Here is a 19,457-nt window from a genome sequence, read left to right on the forward strand (position 1 = left end):
CCCCAGAGCCCACCCCTTGGTTTTTTGCCTTACTGGGATGCAGCGTGCTAACCATAGGCGCGGCTTATGCAACGCTGGTGCTGCACAGCGCCAGTTGGGCTGAAGCACGGCAGCTGGATGCTATTTTTCCGTTTTATCGCTGGCGCATCCGGCCGTTTTCGGCCGCCGAGCTGGCCCAGGCCTGGCACTGGCTGGCGGCACTAGCCGTTTCAACCGGCATCATTTCCGCAGCCATAGCCCTGACGCGTACCGGCAGAACCGAAATTACCGCGTGGCTGGCCGAGGCAAGTGCCGCGGCGCGTGGTCTTCGCCGGTGTTTCAGCCGCCTGTTGCCCAGGCAGCGCAAGAGTGCCTTAGCAGCCTGGGCGGCGCTCACGGTGCTACGCGTTGGGCTGAGCCACCCGGCTATCACCCCTGCGTACGACGATGTCGTTTCGTATGAGCTGTTTGCGAGCAAAAGCCTGCTGGCCGTTAGCAGCTATTATCCCGTCCCGAACAACCACGTGCTTTCCAATACGCTGAGTTGGCTATTTTACCACATCACGCCCGGCTTTTGGTTCACGATGCGGCTGCCGGTGCTGCTGGCGGCCACCGTGGGCACGGCGCTTCTTTTTCTGGGGCTGGTGTGGATGCGGGCCGGGTTTCGGGTGGCCTGGCTGGCCACGGTGCTATTCAGCCTGTTGGGCCAAAGCCTTTATCAGGCGGCGGTGGGCCGGGGCTACTGGCTGCTCACTGCCCTGGCGGGGGTGGTATTTTTTTGCAGCATGGCCCTGAAACGGGCCCCGCGGCGGAGGCGCATCGCCTGGTCGGGACTGCTCGTGGGCTCGGTGCTGGGAATGTTTACGATACCCACGTTTGCGCTGGTGCTGGCTTCCGCATTTTCGTGGCTGGGGTGGTATTTTTTTCAACAACGCTCTGGACTTGCGCTGCGCAGCCTGGTGGCCGTGGTACTGATGACTGGCGCCGCGAGCCTGCTGTTATACTTCCCGCTGCTATTTGTGTCTGGCCCGGCGTCCTTCTTCGGCAATGGTTTTGTGAACGCGCAAACCTGGCCGCAGTTCCTGGCCGGCCTGCCAGCCTACCTGTGGAAAACCGAAGGCGTACTGGCCGGCCAAATGACCATCGGCAGCGTATTCACGCTGGCCACGCTGGCGGCTACCGCTGTGCTTCTGCCCCCGTCACGTAAGAACCAAACATTGGACGAGAATGCCCCCGCCTGGCGGCATCTGGCACCGGCCGCGCTTTGGTTTATGCTGGCCCCCTACGCCGTGCTCACCATCCGGCACGTGTTGGCTCCTGAGCGGACGTTAGTCTACAAAGCCTTCTTTTTCTTCGTTCTCGTGGCCCTGGCAGCGGATTGGTGGCTGCGACGCAGCCGACGCCCGCTCCGGCTGCTTCTGGCAATGCTTCTGCTGCTCTGGACTGGGTACCAGCTTAGCAGCTTATGGCGCGAAAGTCGGCCCCTCAGGCATCGCAACCAGGCTTTTCATGCCGCATTCCAGTGGCTGGAACACCAGCCGCGTGGGACACTGCTCGTCCCCGAACCAACCCACAGTCTATTCATGCGCATGTACCTGCATGCGGAGCGGCCCGGTGAAACCTGGCCGCTGGATGCCTTTCCGCGCCCTAAAGTTCCGTACCGCTACGTGCTGGCATTCCCTGACGCGCGAGGAAATTTCCAACCCCGGTTCGCCTATCCGCCCGCATTTCAAAACGAGCAAGTGCTTATTTACCAGCTCCCTCCTGCTACCTCACCAGCAACCGCCAACACGCCCGCCTACTGGCATCTGGCCGAGTGAGGCCGAAGTCCTTCTTAATGCCCTCGCGCTACCAAACCGATTCCCAGCACGATGAGGACCAAGCCGCCCGCCTGGGCCAGGGTAAGCTGCTCGCGCAGCACCACCAGCCCCAGCACTGCCGTGAGTAGTACCGAGCCGCCCACAATCACGGGGGTGCCCACCGATGCGCTTACGCCGCGCTGGAAAACGATAAACGTCAGTATTTCAGCCAGCCCCACGCCCAGCCCAGCCAATGCAGCCAGTCCCACGCCCTTGCCAGAAACCGGTAGCGCCTGCCCTTGCGCCCTAAGTGTGAGCAGCCAGACGGCCCCGATTCCCGCCGCTACCAACTGCAGCACCACGGCCCCCAGCGCAGGCGGCACATGGTTGGCGGCCAGCTTGATAAAAAAGTTGTACAGCGCCAGACACAAGGCAGTGAGCAGGGCGAGCGGAAGCCAGTTCATAGACGGAGCAGGCTATACCAGCTTATAGTTGCGGTACTCCCCGATGCGGTAGCCCGTTACTCGCTCCACCAACTGTTTGAGCCGGTCTTTGAGGCGGTAGCGGTTGCGGGCCATGTCGTGGTCGTAGCGCCAGTTTTGTTGCCGGATGCGCTCGGTCATCACCTCCGGATGCGTGCCGGTGAAATGTTGCAACGAGTCTACTTGGCTGTAGTCGAACTCGGCGGCCGGGGCTACGTGCTGCGCCACCCAATCGTCGGAATGCCAGAGCTTGTTGAAGGTTTCCTGCTTGCGCTGCATGGCGGCGGGGGGCTTCACCCAGCCGTAGTGGTGCACGGTGGCCTCGAGCAGCTTCACGCGCAGCTTCTGGTTGTCGGGCTTGCGAAAGCCTTGGGCGTCGCGGTACGAATACACACCAATGCCGGGCCGAATGATGCGGATTTCGCGCCGGTACCAACGCTTGGAATCGCCCACGTAGTCGTAGGACGCATAAAAATGCCGGTAGTTCAGCAGCAGGCCGTCCACGCTTTTATCATCCTTCCAGCGGGCCATGCCGGCCCGGATGGCCGGGTAGTCGGCCTCGTGCAGCACCTCATCGGCTTGCAGGTAAATGGCCCAGTCGGCATCGACGGGCACGGCTGCCAGGGCTTTGTCGGTTTCCACGGCCAGCACCCGGCCGCCTTCGCGCAAAGAGTCGTCCCACACCGTATGGATAATACGGATTTTGGGCGAGCCAATGCCCTGGATAAGGCCCAAAGTGTCTTCTTCGGAGCGTCCCACAGCCACCACCACTTCATCGCACAGTGGCAGAAGTGAGCGGATGCTTTCTACCACGGGGTAGTCGTAGGAAATGGCGTTGCGAACGAAGGTGAAACCGACGACTTTCATAGCGTTGTTGTCATTCCGAGCGAAGCGAGGAATCTGGGTTTGTTGGTAATCCCGGCAACTTATTAACCAAAGATTAATGCGCTCAAATCACTCCAGGTTGGGTTATTAACCCCAATCAGCGCGTCTTTCTTCTCCCTGCGCCAGCCCTTTATCTCCTTCTCGCGAGCAATGGCTTGATTAACATCACTGAATTCTTCCCAATGCATGAGCAGGTTGCAGAAATAGCGCCCTGCAAAGGTGCGGCGACTATTTTCATTTTCAAGATACTCCTCCAGTCGACGCGCTAGGTCGTTCGTCACCCCCGTGTAAAGTACCGTGCGTTTCGGGTTGGTCAACAGATAGACGTAGTAGCTTTTCATATCACACTGTTCACTATGAGGGATTTGCATCAGTTTTATCAAACCCAGATTCCTCACTGCGTTCGGAATGACAATTACCGCAGCTTCTCCTTCAACACATCGAGCTCCGCGCCCGGCGCATTGCCCTCGTACAGAATGTTATACGCCGCTTCGGTAATCGGCATGTTCACCTTCAGCTTCTTGTTCAGCTCGTGGATGGACTTCACGGCGTAGTAGCCCTCGGCAATCATGTTCATTTCCAGCTGGGCTGATTTCACCGAGTAGCCCCGGCCCACCATGCTGCCGAAGGTGCGGTTGCGCGAGAACTGCGAATAGGCCGTCACCAGCAAATCGCCGAGGTAGGCGGAGGCCGATAAGTCGCGCGGCTGGGGGTTAATGGCTTGCAAAAAGCGCCGAATTTCCTGCACGGCGTTGCTCACCAGCACGGCCAGGAAGTTGTCGCCGTAGCCCAGGCCGTGGGCAATGCCGCCAGTAAGGGCAATGATGTTTTTCATCACCGCGCAATATTCGATGCCGTCGAGGTCGGAGGCCGGGTGGGCGCTCACGAAGCGGTTGCGCAGCATCTCACAAAAGGCCAACGCCAGGCTCGCATCGGGCGAGCCGATGGTGAGGTAGCTCTGCTTTTCGAGGGCCACTTCCTCGGCGTGGCAAGGGCCGGCAATGACGCCCAGCTGCGTGCGCGGCAGCCGAAACCGCTCGGCCACGTAGTCCGTCACCAGCTGGTTTTTGCCCGGAATCATGCCCTTAATGGCCGATACCACGCGCTTGTGCTTGAAGCTGTCACGGCTCAGCTTATCGAGCACGGGCTGCACAAAGGCGGCGGGCACGGCCAGCACCAACCAGTCGGCCTCCTCAATGGCATCCTCCAAATCGGTGCTGGGGTACACCTGGTTCAGGTCGAACTGCACCGATGAGAGGTAGCGCGGGTTGTGGCGGGTGCGCAGCAAATGCTGCACATCGTCCTTGGCCCGCAACCACCAGTCGACGCGGGCGCCGTTTTCGCTCAGTATTTTGGTTAGTGCAGTGGCCCAGGAGCCGCCGCCAAGCATGGCAATTTTTTCCAAGGGAGGTGGGAATTTAGGGCAGAAGTTGAATGAGCGAAGGAGTAAAAACAGAACGTCATGCTAAGCGAAGGCGAAGCATCTCGCCTGCAATACTAACCCCAATGGATGGGATTACAGTTGCGGGAGAAATGCTTCGAATGCGCTCAGCATGACGTTTCCTCTAAGAATAGTTGCCCTGGCAAGCCCGGCTACTTCGCGTCTGCGTCTTCCTTCAAGGCTTCCTTATTCAAAGTTTTTTCGTCCTTGATATCCACCAGTGAGCCATCTTTCAACGACTTGGCCACGGCGCGGAAGGGCCCGCTTACCACCTGCGCCCCGGCCGGCACGCCGCTCAGAATCTCAATATTCTGGAAGTCGCTGATGCCGGTTTTCACGGGCGTGAGCACGGCTTTGCCGTCCTTCACCACAAACACTACCTCCTGAATCTCCGCCTTGGGAGCCGCGCCGGGCGCGACGGCCGTGGCCGTACCGCTGGGGCGCCCGCCCATGCGCGGGCCGTTCTTGTCGTCGTTCTTCAGCATGGCCGAGTCGGAGCGGGTGGTTACTGCCGCCAGCGGCACGCTCAGCACCCCGGCCTTGCGGTCGGTAATGATGTCAACCGAGGCCGTCATGCCCGGCCGGAAGGGCACGATGGTTTGCTTGCGCACGGTGCGGATGAGGTGGCGGTAGCTTTCGGGCAGCAAGCGAATCCGCACCTCAAACTCGGTCACGGCTTCGGCCGTCAGCGCGTCCTTGGCGGTGTTGGCAATGTTGGTGACGATGCCACGAAACTTCTCGTCCTTGCTGCTGTAGGCATCCACTTCTACGTCGGCCGAGTCGCCCAGGGTCACGTTGTTCACATCATTTTCGTTCACGTTCACGCGCACCTCCATGTTGTTGAGGTTGGCAATGCGCATGATTTCGGTGCCGGCCATCTGGGTAGTACCTACTACCCGCTCGCCTTTCTTCACGTTCAGCTTGCTCACCGTGCCGCTCACCGGGGCGTAGATGGTGGTTTTGTTCAGGTTTTTGCGGGCTTCCTCCAGCGAGGCCGAGGCAGCGCTGACGGTGCTTTGCGAGGCCCGGATTTGCTGGCGGGCGCTGTTAATTTCCTCCTGTGAGGCATTGTAAGCCGCCTGGCTGGCTTCGTAGTCGGCCTGCGAAATCACCTTTTGCTTATAGAGCGAGGCATTGCGGCGGTAGGTCAGCTCGGTTTGCTTGGCCGAGGCCAACAGCTGTTGCAGGCGGGCCTGGGCCTGGCCCACGTTGGCGCGCTGGGTGCCCACCTGGGCGCTCTGCATATTCACCTGGGCCTGGTAGTTGTCAGGCCGGATGCGCAGCAGTAGTTGGCCCTTGCGCACGGAATCACCTTCCTGCACGTAGAGCTCGGTGATTTCACCGGATACGTCGGGCGAGATTTTCACCTCGGTTTCGGGCTGCACCTTGCCCGAAGCGCTTACTTTCTCCACGATGGTGGCCGGCCCGGCCTTGGCCACCAGCACTTCTACCCCGGTGGACTTGCCCACCCAGCCTTTTTTCTTCGCCACGGTGTAGCCCACGATGAGCACCAGCACCACGGCGATAAGCGTGTACAGTAAACGGTTGTTTTTCATAAGGTTTCATTCAACATTTATCAAGTAACATTTAACAGCCGTTCTGCTTGCTTAGGCGTAAGCCGTGAGGGTGTTAAATGATAAATGCTACTTGTTAAATGACTAAAGTGAAAGCGGCTTGCCCTGGTAAAAATCGAGCACCTTGCGGCGGAAAATGTAGCTGTACTTGGCCTGAATGCGGTTCGATTCGGCGAAGGTCAGGTTGTTTTTCGTGATGTTGAACTCGGTGCCGTTCAGCAGGCCGTTGTTGAAGCGGATTTCCGAGTTGCGCTGCGTGAGCGTGAGGGCCGTTACCTGGCGCTTGGCGGCGGCGTACTGCAGCTGGGCGGCCCGGGCATCGGCAAAGGCCTGCTCGATGCTTTGGCGCAGCGTGAGGCGGGCCTGCTCGGCACGCACGCTCTGGGCCTCCTCGTTGATGATGGCGCGCTGCACGCCGGTGCGCACCTGCAGGCCGTTGAAGACTGGAATATTGAGCGAAAACTGCACCTGCTGGCCCAGGTTCTTGTTCAGCTGGTCCCAGAAGCCCTGCGGCAGGCTGGTGATGTTGCGCTGGTACGTCACCACGCTGAGCGGGGTCACGACACCGCCGTTGTTCACGAAAAACGTGGTGCGCCGGGCCGTGGAATCGTTGCTCACCGACGTGACCGTGCGCACCGACGAATACCCCGAGAACACCTGCCCCGTCAAGGCCAGGCGCGGATAATAGCCGCCGCGGGCCAGGTCGATGCCCCGGCGGGCGCTCTGCACCCGCAGCTCGGCCGCCTTGATTTCGGGCAGGCGGTCGGCGGCCGTCTGGTAGGTTTGGTCCAGGTCGAGGGCCAGTGGCGCCTCCTCGTCCGGGTCGGGAAATTGCGGCACCTCAATCTCGAAGCTTTTGGCCGTGGCCGCGTCGAGGTTGAGCAGCTGCATGAGCGAGAGCCGGGCCAGGGTGGCCTGGTTCTGGGCCGTCACGACGTTCAGCTCGTCGGTGGCCAGCTGCGACTGGCTGTCGAGCAAGGTGCTTTCCGGAATGCTGCCGGCTTTCAGCAGAATCTTGGTGCGGGTAATTTGCGCCTGGTCGCTCTCCACGCGCACCTGGTTGGCACGCACCAGCTCCTGGGCCAGCACCAGCTGCAGAAAAGCCGAGGCCACGTTCAAACTCAGGTCGTTGCGGGCCTTCTCGATGTCGGCAAGGCTGGCCTGGTAATCCAGGTCGTTGCGCCGGATGGTGTTGCGCAGCTGAAACCCCTGAAACAAGGTGACCTGTGCTATGCCGGCCAGGTTGTTGGCCCGCACCGTATTGCTCTGAAATTCATAGGTGAGCGGGTTCACGCTCGTGCCGTACTGCCAGCTCTGCGAGGCGCTTAGGTTGGCCGTGGGCAGCAGCGCGGCGCGGCTCTGGCGCAGCACCTGCTGGTTGTTCTGGGCCTGGAGCTCGCTCAGGCGCACGTTCAGGTTGTGGGCCAGGGCATAGTCCACGGCACGCTGCAGCGTCCAGGGGCCGGTGGCGGCCTGGGCGGCGCTGCTCAGGGTGGCAGCCGGCGGCGAGGCGGGCACGGCGGGCGTTTGGGCCCGCGCAGCTGGCAGCAGCAGCACCGTGCCCGCCAACCCGGCCAGCACCCGGCGCTTGAGCGCGGAAGAAGTAGTCCGTCGTTTCATGCTTGCAGAAAAGTAGGGTATCGGAGATAGAAGAATCGGCAAATTTCGGTTTTTATTACACCGCTCCCGCTTTAGTCAAGCGTGGGGATGTAGGTAATGTGCTTTACCCAGCTCAGCTGACGTAAGTAGGCCAGGGTTATTTCTTTGATAGGGCTATCCATTTCGATGAACTGCCGGGCGGCATCGTTGCGGCCCTTGCGGCTCACGAACATGGTGGCAATGTTACACTGGTCGTGGGCAATAACCGAGGCAATAAAGGCAATGGAGCCCGGCACGTCGTCGGCGTCGATGATGAGCGTGTGCAGGCTCCCGGAAAAGTCCGACGGAAACCCGTCGACTTCCACAATGCGAATGACGCCGCCGCCCCGGCTCTGGCCCACTACCTCGATGCGGTGGCCGGTGGCGCCGTCCAGCAAATTCAGCTTGATGGTGTTGGGGTGCATGGTGGAGGCATTGCCCACGCTCTGAAACGTGTAATTCAGCCCGGCCTCGGCCGCATGCTCAAAGGCTGTGCGGATGCGGGTATCGTCGGGGGCGTAGCCCAGCAGGCCCGCCACGATGGCGCGGTCGGAGCCGTGGCCCTCGTAGGTGCGGGCAAAAGAATTGTAGAAGGTAATCACTGCCTCGGTAGGCACCGCGCCCAGAATGCGAATGGCAGCCCGCGCAATGCGCACCACGCCGGCCGTGTGCGACGAGCTGGGTCCAATCATGACGGGTCCAATCATATCAAAAATGCTGGATTTCTCGGCCATGGGCGTGCACCAGTAGTGGGTTAGTTTGCGGGGTTAAAAGTAGCGGATGGCTGCCAGACCCGGCCGCGAAGGCGCGAAACCCTAACCGGCCGGCACCGAAACGAAAAGATTTTGGGCTGGATTATCCTGCAAAGATGCCGCCGGACCGCAATAGTTGCGAATTGTTCGGCACGCCGCCTAAATTCCCGCTTTGCAAACTCAGTATTTTAACGATATTTGTCCCGGGCCCACCCAGCCTTTTTTCCCACCACACCCCTTTTTGCTACAATGTCCGTCCCTCCCACCCAGGACGAGTTTTCGCCTGCCGTGCTGGCGCAGCTGCGTCGGCTCCAGGAAAAATACGCTCCCGACGGCCAGGACCTGGCCGCCTACCTCGAAGGCCTCTACCACGCCAAATACGTTAACTACTGGGATTATATTGAGTTAGACACGCTACTCTCGCTCCAGCGCCCGCTCACCAACGTACCCGACGAGCGGATTTTCATCATGTACCACCAGATTTCGGAGCTGTATTTTAAGCTCTGCCTCTGCGAGTACGAACAGATTGGCAACCTGCAGCCACCCACGCTGGGCGAAATCGTCCTGCGCCTGGGCCGCATCAACCGCTATTTCGACAACCTCATTGACTCGTTCGATGTGATGGTCGACGGCATGGACAAGCAGCAGTTTCTGGATTTCCGCATGGCCCTGATGCCCGCTTCCGGTTTTCAGAGCGTGCAGTACCGCATGATTGAGATTGCCAGCACCAGCCTCGAAAACCTGACCGACGAGGCCAAGCGCCAGGCCCTGGGCGAAGCCTCTGCCCACGACTACGACCAGCTCCTGGGCTGCATCTACTGGAAAGCCGGGGCCACCATCGAAGCCAGTGGCGCCAAGGCCCTCACCCTCATCGAGTTTGAGCGCAAGTACACCGCCGACCTCGTGCGCCACGCCGAAGCCTACCACGACCGCAACGTGTGGGCCATGGTCCAGCGCCTGCCCGAGGAAGAGCGCCAGCACCCCCGGTTGGTGCGCGCCCTGCGCCAGCTCGATGTGAGCGTGAACGTGAACTGGCCCCTGATGCACTTCAAATCGGCGGTGCGCTACCTGCAGCGCAACCCCACCGACCTGGCCGCCACCGGCGGCACCAACTGGCGCAGCTACCTGCCGCCCAAGTTCCAGCGCCGCATCTTCTACCCGCAGCTGTGGAGCGCCCAGGAACTGGAAGACTGGGGCAAGGGCTGGGTGGAAAGCGTGCTGGAGGAAGGCGTGGGCGTGTAAGCCATCGCATTTCTTGAATAGGAATTCAACGAAAGTCATGCCCGGTTTACCTTGACATGACTTTCTTTTTTAACGAGCATCGCCCGGTTGTAGAGCATGAAACGTTTCGTCAGCTACTTAATGGCCTTTGCCTTAGCTGGCGGGCTGCAATGCGCTTCAGCCCAGATTGCCAGAAGCGGAGAAATCAACTTATTGCCTATGTACGGCGGTTTCAAAAAGAGCAGAGCGCTGCGATTGGCCGACGCCCGGTTTCTGGCAGACTCCGACCAGCGGTTCGCCAGCCGGAAAGCAGCGGCCGCACATTTTGCCGAAAAAGGCTGGGAGTTTTTCCGTAAAGACGATTTATCAACAGCCATTAAGCGTTTCAATCAAGCATGGCTGCTGGATAGTACCAACGCGTCTGCCTACTGGGGATTTGGCGTCGTTGAGAGCAGCCGCCACCATAACACGGATGCTTTGGGGTACTTCCGGCAGAGCATACGACACGACCCAACGAACCATCGAATTTTCGTAGACATGGCCCTTTCGTTGATTGACCGTTATCAGACAACGAGTCAGGTATCTGACCTTGAAGACGCAATCAGCCTTTCGCAGCTTTATATCGCAAACTCGCATGACACCGAAGCTGTGATTGACGCCTACGAGCGGCTGGCAGTGGCCTATTTTCTCAAGCACGACTACGTGAATTCATGGAAGTACGTTGACAGCGCTACTGCACTGAATCCGATAGCGGTGCAGCATTGGAAAGTTTTATCTGAACTCCAAAAAGCTGCGTCGCGCGATTGAGTATATCAAGAAGCCCGCCTTAACCGAGTAAATGATTTTCCGATTAATCATTTCCCGCCATGTGCCCATTCTCGGCGCGCGTCTCCCCCATTCGCCAATATACCAACAGCGACAGCAGCGCGCAGCCCGTCACGTACCAGTAATACCACTCTTCAACGCCCTGTTCTTTGGCAAACAGCGCCACGTATTCGGCCGTGCCACCGAAGATGGCCACAGTCAGCGCATAAGGCAGCCCCACGCCCAGGGCCCTTATCTCCGTGGGAAACAGCTCAGCCTTGACCACCGCGCTAATGGACGTGTAGGCACTAACCACGAAAAGAGCCGCCACAAGCAGGCTCACGGCCGCCCAGGCATCGTGCGTGTGGGCCAGCAGGCGCAACAGCGGCACCGTGCCTACAGTAGCACCGATGCCGAAAAATAACAGCACCGGCCGGCGGCCTACCCTATCGGAAATAGCGCCCATCAAGGGCTGAAACAGCAGCGCCACCGACATCACACAAAAGGAAATTACCGTCGTCTGCTCTTTACTGAAACCGGCAGTATTGACCAAAAACTTCTGGGCATAGGTGGTGAAAGTATAGAACGCAAGGGTGCCTCCCAGGGTAAGACCCACCACTGTGAACACGGCCCGCGGATGCTGCATGAGCACCTGCAGCTGGCTTGGGGCGGGCGACGTGCTTTTGACGTTACTGGCGGACGGAACTGCAGCTTGTTGCTTCTCGAAGGCGGCCGTTTCGCCCATGTGGGTGCGCAGGTACAGGGCTCCCAGCGCCGCCATGGCGCCGATTACGAAGGGCACCCGCCAGCCCCAGGCACTCATTTCGGGTGGGGTCAGCAACTGCTGCAGGCCCAGTTGCACCAGCAGGGCGAGCAGCTGCCCGCCCATAAGCGTGAGGTACTGAAAGCTGGACCAAAAGCCCCGGTGCCTGGCGCCGGCCATTTCGCTGAGGTAGGTGGCCGAAGTGCCGTATTCGCCCCCCACGCTGAGGCCTTGCACCAGCCGCGCCAGCAGCAGCATCACCGGGGCCACTATCCCAATCCGAGCATAGCCGGGAGTTGCGGCAATCAGCAGCGAGCCTCCCGCCATGAGCTGCACCGAAAGCAACAGCGCCGCGCGCCGACCGTGCTGGTCGGCATAAGCGCCCAGCAGCCATGCCCCAAGTGGGCGCATCAGAAAACCCACCGCAAAAATGGCGGCCGTGTTGAGCAGTTGAGCATTGGGGCTGCCTTTGGGAAAAAACACCGGCGCAAAGTAGAGCGCGAATGCTGAGTAGGCATACCAGTCGTACCATTCCACCAGGTTGCCGATGGAACCGCTGACAATGGAGCGCAGGCGTGAAACGGGTGCAGAGGGGTACGGTATTTTCATAGACGCTGGTTGATTCAAGGCTCTTGCCGAATGCAAGCAATGAGCAATGCAAGTAAGCTGGTAAGCACGCCATCGGCCGGAACCGTAGCTTTGCAAATTCAGAAGTTGGCTTAGGCCCCGTAATCAAAAGGATAGACACCTTTCATATTTTACAAATGTTAAAACAAGAGTTAGAAATTCTACTTGCCCCTGAAGTTGCGTTCAGCGAGCTGGACAGGTACGAAGCCATATTGCGCGAAGTACGGCTGCAACCGGGGGAGGTCGATTTTGTGCATATAAAGCGCCGTTCCATTGATGCGCGCGGCAGGCAGCCACTCATTCGGCTCCGAGCCGATGTGTACCGCTCAACGCCACCAAGTGACTTATTTGGGCCTTGGTTCACTTATTCAAATGTTAAAATAAATGCGCCAAATGTAGCTATCGTTGGCGCCGGTCCCGCGGGGCTCTTTGCAGCTTTGCGTTGCGTTGAGCTAGGCTTGAAGCCCATTGTTCTGGAGCGTGGTTTTGATGTGCGGGCGCGGCGTCGAGACCTGGCGGCTATCAATAAGGACCAGGTAGTACATCCCGATTCCAACTACTGCTTTGGCGAAGGCGGAGCCGGTACGTATTCCGATGGCAAGCTCTACACCCGTGCCACCAAGCGCGGCGACGTGGGCCGGGTACTACGGCGCCTGGTGCAGCACGGCGCCACGCCCGATATTCTGGTCGATGCCCACCCCCACATCGGCACCAACAAATTACCTGCCGTGGTACAAGCCTTGCGCGAGGCCATTATCGCGGCCGGCGGCGAGGTGCGGTTTGGCACCCGCGTGACGGATTTCCTGCTCGATAATAACCGGCTGCGTGGCGTCGTCACGGCCACCGGGGAAACCATCGAGGCCGACGCGACTATTTTAGCTACCGGCCATTCGGCCCGTGACATTTATGAGTTGCTGCACCGGCGTGGGATTCTCATCGAAGCCAAGCCCTTTGCGCTGGGGGTGCGCGTGGAACACCCGCAGTCGCTGATTGACCAGGCCCAGTACCGCCGCACGGAACGGGGCTTGCTGCCGGCCGCCTCCTACTCGCTGGTGCACCAGACGGAGGTGCGCGGGCAGCAGCGCGGCGTGTTTTCGTTTTGCATGTGCCCGGGCGGGTTCATTGTGCCGGCGGCTACCGCACCGGGCGAGGTGGTGGTGAACGGCATGAGCCCCAGCCGCCGCGACTCGCGCTTTGCCAACTCCGGCATCGTGGCAGCCGTGGAGCTGGAAGACATGGACGTAAAGCGTTACGGCCCGCTGGCCGGGCTGCAATTTCAGCAAGCCATTGAGCAGGTGGCCTGCCAGGCCGCCGGCGGCACCCAACGCGCCCCGGCCCAGCTGCTGGGTGATTTTCTGAAGAAAAAAACGTCGTCCAATTTGCTTGAAACCTCCTACCAGCCCGGCCTGGTATCGGTGCCAATGGATGAGGTGTTGGGCCCGGTGCTGGCCGAACGGCTGCGGCAGGGCTTCCGCGACTTTGGCCGCAAAATTCCCGGCTATGCCACCAATGCAGCCCAGATTGTGGGCGTCGAAAGCCGCACCTCGGCCCCGGTGCGCATCCCCCGCGACAAGGAAACGCTGCAACACCCAGTGGTAGCGGGCCTGTTTCCGTGCGGTGAAGGGGCGGGCTACGCGGGTGGCATCGTGTCGGCTGCCATGGACGGTGAGCGGTGCGCGGAGGCCGTTGCGGCCTGGGTGCGCCGTTGAATGATTCGTCACTGCTGGACGTTTTTTCGTACTGCTTAGCTGTTATCCATTGGCCAGTAAAATCACGGCCAATTCCCCCCTAACCGTTGTTAACAAACCAGCTCATTATGAAAAAGACCCTTGTGCTCGGCGCTTCCGATAACCCCGCTCGCTATTCCTTTCGGGCAATGCACATGCTCAAAAACCACGGGCATGAGGTGGTTCCGGTGGGGATTAGGAAAGGCGTAGTTGCGGGCATGGCCATTCATACCGACCGGCCGCAGGAACCAGATATTGATACCGTCACGCTGTATGTAGGGCCGAGAAACCAGCCGGGCTGGTACGACTATATCCTGGACTTGAAGCCCAAGCGCATTCTCTTCAACCCCGGCACTGAAAACCCCGAACTGGAGCGCCTGGCCCAGCAGCGCGGCATTCAGACGGAAGAAGCCTGCACGCTGGTATTGCTCTCGATTGGCCAGTATTAGAACCGCAGGTACGTCGGGGCTAACTGGCGCATACATTCCCTGGAAACGCCGGCAATTACATCGGAATCGGGCCGCGACAAGGTTGTCGCGGCCCGATTCTGTTTTTGAATGTCAACGCGCTGTTTTCAGTAAAAATGGCCGAAAACGAGGCTCAACCGTTTGCGTGATGCTGGCGGAACACGCGAAGCACCCGAAGATAAAAAGCAGGTAAAGGCTTCCCGTCCAAAAGGCGCGCTGCTTGGTGACGGCTTGCAGGCCCGGCCTGGCCCCAAAAGCAACCAGCGCCAGCAGCAGCAAATGCAGCGGCAGCAGAAAACGGGCTTCCATGCTCAGGGGCATCACGGCCAGGCAGGGCAACAGCAGGGCGGCCAGCACGAGGCTTTCACGCCGGGTGGGCAGACGCTGGCAGGCTATCAGGGCGGCCCAAAACCACAGGCTATAATTCAGCAGCTGCAACCAGACGGCGGGTGCCCACCGCCGCAGATACGGCGTGGGGTGGCTGATGTCGAGTCCGGCAAACACGTGCCGAGCGTACACCTTCGCCAGCGCAAACGGGTGCCGGAGCATTGTGCGCAGGTATTGGCCGGGGGTTTCAAAATTCTGCAGCTGCTCGGCGCGCAGCACGGCCGCGCCATCGGGGTCCAGAAACAGGAGCTGGCCAGTGGGCAGCTCCCGGCCGACGGAAGACTCGTATTTTTCGTGCAGCAACCCCCATTTCAGCTTTTGCAGGTAGAGGTTGTGAATATTCAGGGATTTGGATTGGGACAACACCAGCGGCGTATTTGCCCCAAAATGCCGCCGGTTGATGAACCACTGGGGCGCAAGTACCAGCCCCGCTCCTACCGCCAGCAGCGCCAGGCAAGGCAGCCACTGTCGGCGCGGCACGCCAAGCAGCAGCAATGCCCCAACCGGCAGCACCGACGCCACATAAATCGGGCGAATATTCAGGGCCAGCGCCAAGGCTAGCCCCGTTGCAATGGCCGCCGCTGGCCCATGCCGCTGCGCCAGCCACAGGGCAAAACCCAGGGCCAGCAAGGCGGGAAAATCTGAGAGCGAAAAGTTGAAATAGTCGCGCCAAAACACGAAGCACAGCCCGGCCCACAGCAGCCGGCGCGCCAGGGCCGGCGGTTGGGTAGCCCCGGTAGCCGCCTGCCAAAGGCGCGGACCCACCACGCCCATCAGCGCCCCCGCCAATCCCGCGTTCAGCAGTTTTACCACCGTCACGGCATCGCAGCGCAAGGCTTTGCGGACCACCAGGCACCCAAAATTCAGCAGTGGATAGGCATAGCCGCGCAGGGCATCATCGTAAGCCAGGAGTTGGAAATGACCTTGCTGATAAAAGCGGTGGCCGAGCTGCCAGTAGTCTTCGGCGTCGTAATAAAGGTTGTGGTATTCGGAGGTAAGCAGGTAGAATGCAAACAAAACGGCAATGGCGACGGACGCCCCCGCATCGTACCAGCGGCTGCCCCTGGGCTGGGAAACGGGTGAAGGCGACGGCGGCATGCTAGGAGTTCAACAAGAGTAAAGCGGAGGCTGCAAATAACGAACTCACAACGCCACCTCCCAGCCACCGCCGGCCACCACCGACACGGCCACGGCCGAACCTGCGGTCACCTCTGCCGCATCGGCCCGAACGCGAATACTGGTTTCAGCCAGCCTGATTTCCACCTCGTAATAGCCGCCGAAAAATCGAACGGCCTGCACCGTCCCGGCCACGGCATTTCCCTCGACTTTGCCAAGCCGAAATTGCTCGGGCCGCACCAGTAGGACAGTCTTCGGCTTTTTGCGCGGCGTTTTGGGAGCCAGGGCCTGCCGGTCGGCGCCCCGCAGCAGGTTGTAGTCGCCAAACAGAGCGGCGGTGTATTCATTCACCGGTTGCCGGTAAATCACGGCGGGCGGGCCCTGCTGGATGATGTGGCCCCGGTGCAGCACCAGAATTTCATCGGCCCAGGGCAGGGTATCGGCCGCATCGTGCGACACCAGCAGGCAGGTAATCCCCAGACGCGGGCCCAGCTCGTCGATAATGGTTTGGAGGATGCGCTTGTGCACCCGGTCGAGGTTGGAAAAGGGCTCGTCGAGCAGCAGCAAGCGGGGCGCGCCCAGCAGCAGGCGGGCCAGGGCCACGCGCTGCTGCTCGCCGCCGGAAAGCTGGTCGGTGCGGCGCTCGGCCAGGTGGTCGATGCGGCAAAGCTCGTACAGCGCCTGCGCGTCGGCGCTGGATTGCTTGTTGGCGTAGCGCAGCACCTGCTCCACGCGCAGCGAATGCGGCAGGTCGGATTTCTGCGACAAATAAGCCACGCCGGGATGGCCGGGCACCAGCGTTTCGCGCGGGCCGCGCACCCGGTCGCCGCTGATGCGCACCTCGCCGGCGCTGGGCTGAATCAGGCCGGCAATGATTTGTAGAAGCGTGCTTTTGCCGGTGCCCGACTCGCCGGCGAGGGCCAGTTTTCGGTGCGCCGGCTGGCCAAAGCTGATGTGTTCTAGCACCACTTTTCCGTGTTCTACCAGCCCAATACCGGCCACCTTGAGCAATTCCATGGGCCCGAAGGTAGCGGGCAAGCGCGGCATGCGGCCGGTAGCCGGCCCATTCAGGGGAAGAATAAGTGATGACTTGCGCCAGCAAAGCGCGGCGCACCCAACGGCAAATTCTATAGCTTTTCGGCACGATTCCGTACCGGGCGGGGCTAGTTGCTGGTGTTCCTTTGTTACAAGCTGCCAGTCGTTGATTGCAGCACCCCGAATTATGTCCCCTACTCCCGAAACCACGACCCTCGACATCGAAGGGATGAGCTGCGCCGCCTGCGCATCGGCCGTCGAAAAGTCCCTGGCCCGCACGCCCGGCGTGCAAAGCGCCGTGGTCAACTTTGCCACCGAGAAAGCGACCGTGCAGTTTTTGCCCGGCCAAGCCTCGCCCGCAACCCTTAAGCAAGCCGTAGAAAATGCCGGCTATGCCGTGGCCGAGCGCGCCCCCGACATCAGCGCCGCCGAGCGCAGCGCCGCCATCGACCAGCAGAAAGCGGAAGCGTACCAGCAGTTGAAACGGCGGTTCTGGGTGGCCGCCGGCCTGGCCGCCCTCATCATGCCGCTGAGTATGCTCATGCTCTGGCCGGCGCTGATGATGCGCGTGAACATGCCCCTGCTGAACGGAGCGCTGCTGCTGCTCACGCTGCCCGTGCTGCTCTACAGCGGGCGCGACTTTTACCGCTCGGCCTGGAACAGCCTGCTGCACCGGGCGGCAACCATGGACACCCTGATTGCGCTGGGCACCGGCGCGGCATTTCTCTACAGCCTGGCCGCCACGCTGGCACCGGGCTTTTTCACCAGTCGGGGCCTACGGCCCGATGTGTATTACGACACCACGGCCACCATTATTGCGCTTATTCTGCTGGGCAAGGTGCTGGAGCTGCGCGCCAAAACCCAAACCTCGGCCGCCATGCGGGCCCTGCTGGGCCTGCAAGCCAAAACGGCCCGCCTCGTGCGCCCCAACGGGCAGGAGCTGGACGTGCCCATCGAACAGGTGCAGCCGGGTGACATCATTTTGGTGCGGCCGGGCGAGAAAATTGCTACCGACGGCCTCATCGTTGAAGGCCAATCTGCCATCGATGAAGCCATGCTGACCGGCGAAAGTCTGCCGGTAGCCAAAAAAACCGGTGATGCCGTGTTCGGCGCCACCCTCAACAAAACCGGCTCGTTTCGCTTCCGGGTCACGAAAATCGGGGCCGACACCCTGCTCTCTCAGATTGTGAAGCTGGTGGAAGATGCCCAGGGCAGCCGGGCCCCCATACAGCGGCTGGCCGATAAAGTCAGTGCCGTTTTTGTGCCCACGGTGGTTGTCATCGCCCTGGTCACCTTCGGGCTGTGGTTCAGCTTGGCTCCGGTGAGCACGCGCCTGCCGCTGGCGCTGGTCAATTTTGTGGCCGTGCTCATCATTGCCTGTCCCTGTGCGTTGGGGCTGGCCACGCCCACGGCCATCATGGTCAGTACCGGCAAGGGCGCCGAGTACGGGGTTCTCATTCGCAATGCTGAGGCGCTCGAAAAAGCCTACCAAGTGACAACCGTGCTGCTCGACAAAACCGGCACTATCACCCAAGGCGAGCCTTCGGTAACGGATTTCTGGACGATGCCCAGCCAGGCCGCCGGCCCGCTGCTGGCGCTGGTGGCGGCCGTGGAGCGCCAGTCGGAACACCCGCTGGCCGCCGCCGTGGTGCGCTATGCGGAAACCCAGCAAGTCCAAATACCCAGCGCAACCGAGTTTCGGGCCGAGGAAGGCCGGGGCGCGGTCGCAACGGTGGCAGGGCATGCGGTGTTTATTGGCAACCAGCGCCTACTGACGGAAGCGGGCGTTGCCATTTCTCCGGAAATTCAGACGGAGGCCGGCCGACTGCAGGCCCAGGCCAAAACCGTGCTCTACGTGGCCGTAGGCCGCGAGGCCGTGGGCCTCATCGGCGTGGCGGACACGGTGCGCGAGTCCTCAGCGGCGGCTATCGGGCAACTCAGCCGAATGGGCCTGGACGTGGTAATGATGACCGGCGACAACCCGCAAACGGCGGCGGCCGTGGCCGCGCAGGTGGGCATCACGCGGTATTTTGCCGAGGTGCTGCCCCAGGACAAGGCCGCGCAGGTGCAGGCGCTGCAGGCCGAAGGCCGCGTAGTGGCCATGGTGGGCGACGGCATCAACGACGCCCCGGCCCTGGCCCAGGCCGATGTGAGCCTGGCCATGGGCGCGGGCACCGATGTGGCCATGGAAGCCGCCGGCATCACCCTCATGCGCTCCGATTTGCAGGGCGTGGTGACGGCCATTGAGTTGTCCCGACAAACCATCAGGACCATCCGGCAAAACCTGTTTTTTGCTTTTGTTTACAATATCCTGGGCATTCCCATTGCGGCCGGGGCGCTGTATCCGTTGTTTGGGGTGCTGCTCTCGCCCATGCTGGCCGCCGGGGCCATGGCGCTCAGTTCGGTGTCGGTGCTGACCAATTCGCTGCGACTGCGGGGTTTTCGGCCTAATCCGTAAGCATTGCCGATGAGTGGGCAGGGCAAGTTGTTTAAAGTCATGCTGAGCTTGTCGAAGCATCTCTACCGCGAGAGTAACTGAATTACTTGCGCGGTAGAGATGCTTCGACAAGCTCAGCATGACTTTAAACAACTTACCGGAACAAGCCTCTTACCCTAGACTTGTCAAATGAAGCATGCCAGCACGACCCAGCAAAATCTGACCAAGCCCGCGCCTATATTTGCCCTGCTACGGTGATGGATTTCCACCGCGAACCGCCGGCGCCCTCCGCTCCGCGCTGATGATTCCTACGAAACGGACGG

16 protein-coding genes and 1 riboswitch are annotated in these 19,457 nt (G+C 60.7%); of the genes, 6 read left to right on the forward strand and 10 right to left on the reverse strand.

All coding sequences use genetic code 11. The features are described 5' to 3' along the window. Positions 1 to 44 precede the first annotated feature (44 nt). The gene (locus JKL48_RS17660; RefSeq protein ID WP_201985432.1) at positions 45 to 1,799 is read left to right on the forward strand and encodes a hypothetical protein; all 1,755 of its coding nucleotides are present in this window, start codon (positions 45 to 47) and stop codon (positions 1,797 to 1,799) included. A 14-nt stretch (positions 1,800 to 1,813) separates the two neighbouring features. Here JKL48_RS17660 and JKL48_RS17665 read toward each other — a convergent pair whose 3' ends face one another. From JKL48_RS17665 to sdaAB, 7 genes are all read right to left on the reverse strand, one after another. Further along, a complete protein-coding gene (locus JKL48_RS17665; protein ID WP_201985434.1) occupies positions 1,814 to 2,242 on the reverse strand; it encodes an EamA family transporter in 429 nt (142 codons plus the stop codon). A 12-nt stretch (positions 2,243 to 2,254) separates the two neighbouring features. Next, positions 2,255 to 3,127 carry a glycosyltransferase family protein gene (locus JKL48_RS17670; RefSeq protein WP_201985436.1) on the reverse strand — a complete coding sequence of 291 codons (873 nt, stop codon included), beginning with the start codon at positions 3,125 to 3,127 and terminating at the stop codon, positions 2,255 to 2,257. Between the two features lie 62 nt (positions 3,128 to 3,189). After that, positions 3,190 to 3,486, reverse strand: a complete 297-nt coding sequence (locus tag JKL48_RS17675) for a GIY-YIG nuclease family protein (protein ID WP_201985439.1) — start codon at positions 3,484 to 3,486, stop codon at positions 3,190 to 3,192. Between the two features lie 74 nt (positions 3,487 to 3,560). Then, positions 3,561 to 4,550 (reverse strand): NAD(P)H-dependent glycerol-3-phosphate dehydrogenase, encoded by a 990-nt coding sequence (locus tag JKL48_RS17680; protein WP_236668885.1) that lies wholly within the window; start codon positions 4,548 to 4,550, stop codon positions 3,561 to 3,563. 188 nt (positions 4,551 to 4,738) lie between these two features. After that, positions 4,739 to 6,142, reverse strand: a complete 1,404-nt coding sequence (locus JKL48_RS17685) for an efflux RND transporter periplasmic adaptor subunit (RefSeq protein ID WP_201985448.1) — start codon at positions 6,140 to 6,142, stop codon at positions 4,739 to 4,741. Between the two features lie 102 nt (positions 6,143 to 6,244). Further along, positions 6,245 to 7,780 (reverse strand): TolC family protein, encoded by a 1,536-nt coding sequence (locus JKL48_RS17690; RefSeq protein ID WP_201985451.1) that lies wholly within the window; start codon positions 7,778 to 7,780, stop codon positions 6,245 to 6,247. Positions 7,781 to 7,851: 71 nt separating this feature from the next. Further along, positions 7,852 to 8,532: an L-serine ammonia-lyase, iron-sulfur-dependent subunit beta gene (gene sdaAB / locus JKL48_RS17695; RefSeq protein ID WP_201985453.1), complete on the reverse strand. Its 681-nt coding sequence runs from the start codon at positions 8,530 to 8,532 to the stop codon at positions 7,852 to 7,854. Positions 8,533 to 8,799: 267 nt separating this feature from the next. On the opposite strand from sdaAB, the gene JKL48_RS17700 reads away from it, so the two are divergent. After that, positions 8,800 to 9,792, forward strand: coding sequence for a tryptophan 2,3-dioxygenase family protein (locus JKL48_RS17700; protein WP_201985454.1), 993 nt, complete (start codon positions 8,800 to 8,802; stop codon positions 9,790 to 9,792). A gap of 96 nt (positions 9,793 to 9,888) precedes the next feature. Beyond that, entirely contained in the window at positions 9,889 to 10,578 is a 690-nt protein-coding gene (locus tag JKL48_RS17705; protein WP_201985456.1) for a tetratricopeptide repeat protein, read from the forward strand. 43 nt (positions 10,579 to 10,621) lie between these two features. Here JKL48_RS17705 and JKL48_RS17710 read toward each other — a convergent pair whose 3' ends face one another. Then, entirely contained in the window at positions 10,622 to 11,947 is a 1,326-nt protein-coding gene (locus tag JKL48_RS17710) for an MFS transporter (protein ID WP_201985458.1), read from the reverse strand. A gap of 155 nt (positions 11,948 to 12,102) precedes the next feature. Here JKL48_RS17710 and JKL48_RS17715 point away from each other — a divergent pair, with 155 nt between their 5' ends. Continuing rightward, positions 12,103 to 13,674 carry an NAD(P)/FAD-dependent oxidoreductase gene (locus JKL48_RS17715; RefSeq protein ID WP_201985465.1) on the forward strand — a complete coding sequence of 524 codons (1,572 nt, stop codon included), beginning with the start codon at positions 12,103 to 12,105 and terminating at the stop codon, positions 13,672 to 13,674. Positions 13,675 to 13,781: 107 nt separating this feature from the next. After that, the gene (locus JKL48_RS17720; RefSeq protein WP_201985467.1) at positions 13,782 to 14,141 is read left to right on the forward strand and encodes a CoA-binding protein; all 360 of its coding nucleotides are present in this window, start codon (positions 13,782 to 13,784) and stop codon (positions 14,139 to 14,141) included. Between the two features lie 111 nt (positions 14,142 to 14,252). Here the strand turns inward: JKL48_RS17720 and JKL48_RS17725 are convergent, their stop codons facing one another. Together JKL48_RS17725 and JKL48_RS17730 are read right to left on the reverse strand one after the other, a co-directional pair. After that, positions 14,253 to 15,563 (reverse strand): hypothetical protein, encoded by a 1,311-nt coding sequence (locus JKL48_RS17725; protein ID WP_201985469.1) that lies wholly within the window; start codon positions 15,561 to 15,563, stop codon positions 14,253 to 14,255. A gap of 126 nt (positions 15,564 to 15,689) precedes the next feature. After that, entirely contained in the window at positions 15,690 to 16,709 is a 1,020-nt protein-coding gene (locus tag JKL48_RS17730) for an ABC transporter ATP-binding protein (RefSeq protein ID WP_201985471.1), read from the reverse strand. A gap of 175 nt (positions 16,710 to 16,884) precedes the next feature. Between JKL48_RS17730 and JKL48_RS17735 the strand changes: the two genes are divergently transcribed. Continuing rightward, positions 16,885 to 19,155, forward strand: coding sequence for a heavy metal translocating P-type ATPase (locus JKL48_RS17735; RefSeq protein ID WP_201985473.1), 2,271 nt, complete (start codon positions 16,885 to 16,887; stop codon positions 19,153 to 19,155). Between the two features lie 223 nt (positions 19,156 to 19,378). Further along, positions 19,379 to 19,452: riboswitch (Fluoride riboswitch) on the forward strand. The last annotated feature ends 5 nt before the right edge of the window (positions 19,453 to 19,457 follow it).

Origin of the sequence: Hymenobacter rubidus (assembly GCF_016734815.1) — a bacterium.
GTDB classification, from domain to species: domain Bacteria; phylum Bacteroidota; class Bacteroidia; order Cytophagales; family Hymenobacteraceae; genus Hymenobacter; species Hymenobacter rubidus.

What these genes read in the sequence shown, in the direction of transcription:
- JKL48_RS17665 (WP_201985434.1), bottom strand. Translation starts at nt 2,242, where the DNA reads ATGAACTGGCTTCCGCTCGCCCTGCTCACTGCCTTGTGTCTGGCGCTG.
- JKL48_RS17670 (WP_201985436.1), bottom strand. Translation starts at nt 3,127, where the DNA reads ATGAAAGTCGTCGGTTTCACCTTCGTTCGCAACGCCATTTCCTACGAC.
- JKL48_RS17675 (WP_201985439.1), bottom strand. Translation starts at nt 3,486, where the DNA reads ATGAAAAGCTACTACGTCTATCTGTTGACCAACCCGAAACGCACGGTA.
- JKL48_RS17685 (WP_201985448.1), bottom strand. Translation starts at nt 6,142, where the DNA reads ATGAAAAACAACCGTTTACTGTACACGCTTATCGCCGTGGTGCTGGTG.
- JKL48_RS17690 (WP_201985451.1), bottom strand. Translation starts at nt 7,780, where the DNA reads ATGAAACGACGGACTACTTCTTCCGCGCTCAAGCGCCGGGTGCTGGCC.
- sdaAB (WP_201985453.1), bottom strand. Translation starts at nt 8,532, where the DNA reads ATGGCCGAGAAATCCAGCATTTTTGATATGATTGGACCCGTCATGATT.
- JKL48_RS17700 (WP_201985454.1), top strand. Translation starts at nt 8,800, where the DNA reads ATGTCCGTCCCTCCCACCCAGGACGAGTTTTCGCCTGCCGTGCTGGCG.
- JKL48_RS17705 (WP_201985456.1), top strand. Translation starts at nt 9,889, where the DNA reads ATGAAACGTTTCGTCAGCTACTTAATGGCCTTTGCCTTAGCTGGCGGG.
- JKL48_RS17710 (WP_201985458.1), bottom strand. Translation starts at nt 11,947, where the DNA reads ATGAAAATACCGTACCCCTCTGCACCCGTTTCACGCCTGCGCTCCATT.
- JKL48_RS17715 (WP_201985465.1), top strand. Translation starts at nt 12,103, where the DNA reads ATGTTAAAACAAGAGTTAGAAATTCTACTTGCCCCTGAAGTTGCGTTC.
- JKL48_RS17720 (WP_201985467.1), top strand. Translation starts at nt 13,782, where the DNA reads ATGAAAAAGACCCTTGTGCTCGGCGCTTCCGATAACCCCGCTCGCTAT.
- JKL48_RS17730 (WP_201985471.1), bottom strand. Translation starts at nt 16,709, where the DNA reads ATGCCGCGCTTGCCCGCTACCTTCGGGCCCATGGAATTGCTCAAGGTG.
- JKL48_RS17735 (WP_201985473.1), top strand. Translation starts at nt 16,885, where the DNA reads ATGTCCCCTACTCCCGAAACCACGACCCTCGACATCGAAGGGATGAGC.